This window comes from Microbulbifer epialgicus (assembly GCF_041447265.1).
GTDB lineage: Bacteria > Pseudomonadota > Gammaproteobacteria > Pseudomonadales > Cellvibrionaceae > Microbulbifer > Microbulbifer epialgicus.
Window position 1 is genome coordinate 37,087 of the sequence record NZ_JBGMEK010000041.1, and the last position, 7,184, is coordinate 44,270.

Sequence of the window (7,184 nt, forward strand, 5' to 3'; positions counted from 1 at the left end):
TTTTAGTATTTATAACTTTCTGGTTTGAACGGACCGTCCACGGAAACACCGATATATTTGGCCTGCTCTTCAGTCATGCGGGTGATTACACCGCCGAAACCTTCAACCATGTAGCGAGCGACTTCTTCGTCGAGGCGCTTAGGCAGTACTTTCACATACAATGCAGATACTTTTTGATCTGCAGGCAGGTCGGCAAACTTCTCTTCAAACAAGTGAATTTGTGCAAGTACCTGGTTGGCGAAAGAGCCATCCATAATACGGCTGGGATGACCAGTGGCATTGCCAAGATTTACCAGGCGGCCTTCGGACAGCAGCAGTAAGTGATCATTGGCTTCACTGTTGCGCACCACTTTATGTACCTGGGGTTTCACTTCCTGCCACACCCAGTTCTTGCGCATAAAGGCGGTGTCAATTTCGTTGTCAAAGTGGCCAATATTGGACACTACAGCACCACTCTTCAGGGCTGAGAGCATATGTGCATCGCATACATTGGCATTGCCGGTGGTGGTCACGATCAGATCGGTGTTGGCCAGCAACTCCTTATTGATATCTTCCGCGGTACCAGTATTGATACCGTCAATGTAGGGGGATACCAGTTCAAAGCCGTCCATACAGGCCTGCATGGCACATATGGGGTCTACCTCAGATACTTTTACAATCATGCCTTCCTGACGCAGGGAGGCCGCGGAGCCTTTACCTACATCACCGTAACCGATAACCAGTGCTTTCTTACCGGCTAGCAGGTGGTCGGTGGCACGCTTGATGGCATCGTTCAGGCTGTGACGACAACCGTATTTATTGTCGTTTTTACTCTTGGTTACAGAATCGTTTACGTTAATCGCCGGCACCTTCAAGGTGCCTTCACGCAGCATGTCCTGCAAACGGTGCACGCCGGTCGTGGTCTCTTCACTGATACCATGGCAGTTATCGAGAATATCGGAGTATTTACGATGTAATAGTTCAGTGAGATCGCCACCATCATCAAGAATCATATTCGGCTGCCAGCCGGCAACATCGGCGCCGACGGTGCGCTCCAGGCACCATTCATACTCTTCCTCTGTCTCACCTTTCCAGGCAAATACCGGAACTCCACTCGCGGCAATAGCAGCCGCCGCATGGTCCTGGGTTGAGAATATATTACAGGAGGACCAGCGCACCTCGGCACCCAGGGCGACCAGGGTTTCAATTAGAACCGCAGTCTGGATGGTCATATGGATACACCCCATAATGCGTGCGCCTGCCAACGGCTGCTCTGCTCGATACTTTTCACGCAAAGTCATCAACGCTGGCATTTCACCCTCGGCGATTTCTATCTCACGACGGCCCCACTCAGCCAGGGAAATATCTGCAATTTTAAAATCTTTAAATTCAGTACTCATCTGATTCATTCTTTTCAGGTCCAGTGAAGTTATTTTACTTTGGAGCTCTACATCGCTTCCGATCGAGTGGCCCCCGATCTGGGACCACTATTTGATAAAGAGAAATTAAAGCCCGGCTTGAGCACGCAGGGTGTCTAACTTGTCGGTTTTTTCCCAGGGGAAAGCGGTGAAGGTCTCACTGCGCTCCTGGCCGTTGCTGTCCACCCAGTTATAGGTATGGGTGAAGGGGTCACGCCCGAAGTGGCCATAAGCCGCTGTCAGCTGATACATGGGGTGCAACAAGTCGAGGGACTTGGAAATGGCGAAAGGACGCAGATCGAAATTCTCACGCACCAGCTCAACCAGCTTTTCCTCTGGAATAATGCCGGTGCCAAAAGTGTCGATAGCAACAGAGGTGGGCTCGGCCACACCGATGGCATAGGAAACCTGAATCTCGCAACGCTTGGCCAGCCCGGCAGCAACGATATTTTTCGCCACATAGCGACCAGCGTAGGCTGCGGAACGATCCACCTTGGAAGGATCCTTGCCAGAGAAGGCACCGCCGCCGTGACGTGCGGAGCCGCCGTAGGTATCCACAATAATTTTACGCCCGGTGAGACCACAGTCGCCTACAGGGCCGCCAATAACAAAGTTACCGGTTGGATTGATATGGAACTTGGTATCCTTATGCAACCATTCCACCGGCAGCGTATGATACACAATCAATTCCATCACGGCTTCGCGCAGATCGGCCTGGCTGACATCCGGGTTGTGCTGGGTGGAGAGCACTACCGCATCAATCGCACAGGGGCGACCCTGTTCGTCATAGCGGAAAGTCAGCTGGCTCTTGGCGTCCGGGCGCAGCCATGGCAGCAGACCGGACTTGCGCGCTTCCGCCTGGCGCTCCACCAAGCGGTGGGAATAGTAAATCGGCGCCGGCATAAAGGTTGGGGTTTCATTGGTTGCATAACCAAACATCAAACCCTGGTCACCGGCCCCCTGATCTTCCGGCTTGGCGCGATCGACACCCTGGGCGATATCGACAGACTGCTTGCCGATCACATTGATCACACCACAAGTCTCACCATCGTAACCCACATCGGAAGAGGTGTAGCCGATGCCGGTAATTACCTTGCGCACCAACTCCTCCAGGTCAACCCAGGCAGAAGTGGAAATCTCCCCGGCAATCACTGCAATCCCAGTTTTCACCAGAGTTTCACAAGCCACGCGGGCTTGTTTATCGCGAGCCAGTAAAGCGTCCAATACCGCGTCGGAAATCTGATCGGCTATCTTATCCGGATGCCCTTCGGACACGGATTCCGATGTAAACAATCTGTATTCACTCATGTGAGAGTCTCCATTTATTCCGCCGCGGGCGGTTAGAAAATTCTGGTTCTGACAATACGTATCAGTTGCCGTCAAGGTTTAACAAATTCTCGTATCTGGATCTGGAAACCGTTGCGCAGGGCGCTGTAGACACTGCGCCCATCTTGTAATCCGGCACTCTGTGCCCAGTCGCTCAACTGCTCTGGAGCAAATCCCAGCCACAAATCACCGCAAGCCTCTCTGGCCCAGTCCTGGCTATGCTCTTGAAGCTCCGCCACCAATAGCTGGCCGCCACTCTTCATAGCATTTTGCAGATCGTTGAAAATCTGTGCAGGGTCTGGGGTGTGATGCAGCACCATATTCACCACAATAGTATCCGCACTGGCTGGGCGCGCCGCCGCAGCGCGGGTATCGCTACAGACAAACTCAATATTGTCGAGTCCCTGTTCATCGGCAAAAGCCTGGGCGCGCGCCAACATGGCCGATGACAGGTCTAGCGCTGTCACAGTGCCGAATCGTAATGACAATTCCTGCAAAAACTCCCCTTCTCCAGGGCCCACCTCCAGTGCATGGCGCCCCACATTGAGCAGCTCTGCTACCTGGGGCCCATACACGCTATAGCTGGCAATCAGCTCCTGCTGTTCACGGAAACAATTGCCATAATCCGCAAAGAAACGGCGCGAGGCCTCAGCGCGTTCTTCAGAGATTCGCGCCACTGATTCAATCCGAGCCTCGGACAGGGGCAGCAGATCCAGACTCGCAAACAATTGCGCAAGCAGCGGAGTGCTACTTGTGCGCCTATAAAAGATGTTATTGCCTTCGCGGTGCTTGCTCACCAACCCAGCTTGAGCAAGCACTTTCAGATGGTGGCTCAGGGCCGGCTGACGCAGGTCGAAAATGCGACACAGTTCCAGCACGCTGTAGGAGTCCTGGCTGAGCAAGCGCAATATCTCGAGCCGCAGGGGATCTCCTGCGGCCTTCAGCATCGCCGCCAACTGCGGAATTTCCGTGCCGGGGCTGGATTCATGGATGGGCTGGGATTCAGGCATGCGGATGAGTCTAGCAGGCACCGAGCACAATATCAAAATATTTTGATATAGCTTTATAAAATTATTTTGATGCAGATAGCCATGATCGATTTAAAGACACTAACACGGGAAATTGCTGCCGCACTCAATGGCAATTTTTCCAGCAAGCCTTTGCGTGGGACAGGTCTTTACGGGAAAATACGCCCCCATTTTGTCGTCGCGGGAAATTGCCTATAGAGCGGCACCGCGGCCTACCCGAAAACCAGAGAGCTCTTCCTATGTCTTCTACTCCCTCTCGCACAGACATGGCCAACGCCATTCGCGCCCTGTCCATGGATGCGGTCCAGAAAGCCAACAGCGGCCACCCGGGTGCGCCTATGGGTATGGCGGATATCGCCGAAGTGCTGTGGAATGACTACCTGAAGCACAACCCGGCAAACCCCGAGTGGGCCGATCGCGACCGCTTTGTGCTCTCCAACGGCCACGGCTCTATGCTGCTGTATTCCCTGCTGCACCTATCCGGCTACGACTTACCGATTGAAGAGCTGAAGAAGTTCCGCCAAATGCACTCCAAGACCCCAGGTCACCCGGAGTACGGTTATGCGCCCGGTGTTGAGACCACTACCGGCCCCCTCGGCCAGGGCATTACCAATGCCGTGGGTATGGCACTGGCCGAGAAAGTACTCGCGGCTCAATTTAACCGTCCCGGTTACGAGCTGGTCGACCACCACACCTATGTATTTTTGGGCGATGGCTGCCTGATGGAGGGCGTCTCCCACGAAGCCTGCTCCCTGGCCGGCACCCTGGGCCTGGGCAAGCTGATCGCCTTCTATGATGACAATGGTATCTCCATCGATGGCGAGGTAGAGGGGTGGTTTACCGACGACACGCCCAAACGCTTCGAGTCCTATGGCTGGCACGTAATCCCCAATGTAGATGGCCACGACGCCGGTGCCATTAAGGCCGCAATTGAAGCGGCCCGTTCAGTTACTGACAAGCCCACCATCATCTGCTGTAAAACAGTGATCGGCTTCGGCTCCCCGAACAAGCAGGGTCGTGAAGAATGTCACGGCGCACCACTGGGTCACGATGAAATTGCCCTGGTACGCGAGACCATTGGCTGGGCTCACGCACCTTTCGAGCTGCCCGAAGATATCTATGCCGCTTGGGATGGCAAGGCCAAAGGTGAGGCCCAGGAGGATGAGTGGAACGATATCCTGGCAGACTACCGTGAAGAGTTCCCGGAGCTGGCCGCCGAATTCGAACGCCGTATGAGCGGTGAGCTTCCGGCCGACTTCCTGGTGAAAGCCGATGAATACATCAAACAGTGCCAGGAAGATGCACAGAAAATTGCTTCGCGTAAGGCGAGCCAGAATGCGCTGAATGCCTATGGTCCACTGCTACCCGAGTTCCTCGGCGGCTCGGCCGACTTAGCCGGCTCCAACCTCACCATCTGGTCTGGTTCCAAAGGCGTGAGCGCTGAAGATGCCTCCGGCAACTACATCTTCTATGGCGTACGCGAGTTCGGCATGAGCGCCATGATGAATGGCATCGCCCTGCACGGCGGTTTCGTACCCTATGGTGCAACCTTCCTGATGTTTATGGAATATGCGCGCAATGCCGTGCGCATGGCCGCACTGATGAAACAACGCGTCATTTTTGTCTACACCCACGACTCTATCGGTCTTGGCGAAGACGGCCCTACTCACCAGCCGATAGAGCAACTCAGTGCCCTGCGCTCAACGCCTAACCTGCACACTTGGCGTCCCTGTGATGCCACTGAATCTGCAGTGAGCTGGAAGATGGCTATCGCACGTAAGCAAGGGCCCAGCACCCTGGTATTCAGCCGTCAGGGACTGGCACCACAGGAGCGCGATGCCGCTCAGCTGGCGCAAATTGAAAAAGGTGGCTATGTGCTATCCGACTGCGAAGGCACTCCCGAGGCAATCATTATTGCTACCGGTTCTGAGGTCGAGCTGGCCATGGCCGCACAGGAAAAACTCGCCGGCAAGAAAGTTCGCGTAGTCTCCATGCCTTGCGCCGAAGCCTTTATGGAACAGGATGAGTCCTACCGCGAATCTGTACTACCCTCTGCTGTGCGTGCACGCCTAGCAGTTGAAGCCAGCCACAAAGACTACTGGTACAAGTTCGTCGGCTTTGATGGCGAAATTATCGGCATGAGCACCTTCGGTGAATCCGCCCCCGGTGGCGAGTTGATGCAACACTTCGGCTTTACCGTAGACAACGTGGCCGAAACCGTCGAGAAGCTGCTGAAATAATTCAGCACTTTAACTGAACGCTCCCCACAGTTGTTTACTGGGGGAGCGCTTGGCGTGCTCCATAATTCCTATCTGACAGTACTGCTATGACGACCAGACTCGCTATCAATGGTTATGGCCGTATCGGCCGCTCTGTTCTGCGCGCCCTCTACGAATCCGGCGCCCGCGATACTCTGCAGATTGCAGCCATTAATGAGCTGGCAGACTGCGCCACTATCGGCCACTTAACAAAATACGATTCGGTTCACGGACGTTTCGCTGGTGAAGTCTCTGTAGAAAATGACACTCTGGTGGTCAATGGCGATCGTATTGCGGTGACACACTGTGAACGATTGGAAGACCTGGACTGGAAGCAGGAAAACATTGATATTGTGCTCGAGTGTACTGGCAGCTTCAAAGAGCGCAGATACGCCGAGATACACTTGGCCGCTGGAGCAAAGAAAGTTTTATTTTCTCAGCCCGCCAGCCGCGATGTGGATGCCACTATTGTTTACGGCGTAAACGATCACACTATAAACGGCAATGAGACAATTATTTCTGCAGCCTCCTGCACCACCAATTGCAGCGTGCCGGTAATCGCAGCACTGGATCAGGCATTTGGCATTGAAGCTGGAGTTTTAACCACCATCCACTCAGCCATGAACGACCAACCGGTGAGCGATGCCTACCATCACACCGATTTAAGAAAAACCCGTTCCGCCGTTACTTCAATTATTCCTGTCGACACAGCTCTGGCCCGAGGTATCGAGCGCATACTGCCGCACTTATATGGGAAATTTGAAGCTCAGGCCATGCGCGTACCCACGGTCAATGTCTCCGCCATTGATCTGTCTGTGCAATTACAAAAAAATGTGAGCCAAAGTGAAGTCAATTCTTTACTGAAATCCACAGCCGCAACAGAATTTAAAGGCGTACTCGGCTTTACCGAAGAACCCCTCGCTTCCTGCGACTTTAATCACGATCCGCGCTCGGGAATTATCGATGCCAGTCAGACCCGGGTTGCAGGAGGGAAGCTGGTGAAGATTTTAATCTGGTTTGATAATGAGTGGGGCTTTGCAAATCGAATGTTGGATGTTGCAACTAAAATTACTGATATATCTAATACCTAGAGTTTAGAGCGAGCCAGACCACCAGCAGCTTCTTTTTTGCCGCTGGAGCCCTAGCCCGATTACAACCAATTGTTTAAAAACTCC

Annotated in this window: 5 protein-coding genes; 2 read left to right on the forward strand and 3 right to left on the reverse strand. The window is 53.7% G+C overall.

The window, feature by feature from the left end; translation table 11 throughout:
- Positions 1-2: 2 nt before the first annotated feature.
- The 3 genes from ahcY to ACCI49_RS16090 all read right to left on the reverse strand — a co-directional run bounded on the left by ahcY (position 3) and on the right by ACCI49_RS16090 (position 3,733).
- Positions 3-1,388, reverse strand: a complete 1,386-nt coding sequence (gene ahcY / locus ACCI49_RS16080) for an adenosylhomocysteinase (protein WP_371840103.1) — start codon at positions 1,386-1,388, stop codon at positions 3-5.
- A 96-nt stretch (positions 1,389-1,484) separates the two neighbouring features.
- On the reverse strand, positions 1,485-2,705 hold the full coding sequence (gene metK / locus ACCI49_RS16085; protein WP_371840104.1) for a methionine adenosyltransferase: 1,221 nt from the start codon (positions 2,703-2,705) through the stop codon (positions 1,485-1,487).
- Positions 2,706-2,776: 71 nt separating this feature from the next.
- Positions 2,777-3,733 carry a metalloregulator ArsR/SmtB family transcription factor gene (locus tag ACCI49_RS16090; protein WP_371840106.1) on the reverse strand — a complete coding sequence of 319 codons (957 nt, stop codon included), beginning with the start codon at positions 3,731-3,733 and terminating at the stop codon, positions 2,777-2,779.
- A 257-nt stretch (positions 3,734-3,990) separates the two neighbouring features.
- Here ACCI49_RS16090 and tkt point away from each other — a divergent pair, with 257 nt between their 5' ends.
- Both tkt and gap read left to right on the forward strand, forming a co-directional pair.
- Positions 3,991-5,991, forward strand: coding sequence for a transketolase (gene tkt, locus ACCI49_RS16095; protein ID WP_371840107.1), 2,001 nt, complete (start codon positions 3,991-3,993; stop codon positions 5,989-5,991).
- A gap of 86 nt (positions 5,992-6,077) precedes the next feature.
- Positions 6,078-7,100 carry a type I glyceraldehyde-3-phosphate dehydrogenase gene (gap, locus tag ACCI49_RS16100; protein WP_371840108.1) on the forward strand — a complete coding sequence of 341 codons (1,023 nt, stop codon included), beginning with the start codon at positions 6,078-6,080 and terminating at the stop codon, positions 7,098-7,100.
- Positions 7,101-7,184: the final 84 nt, after the last annotated feature.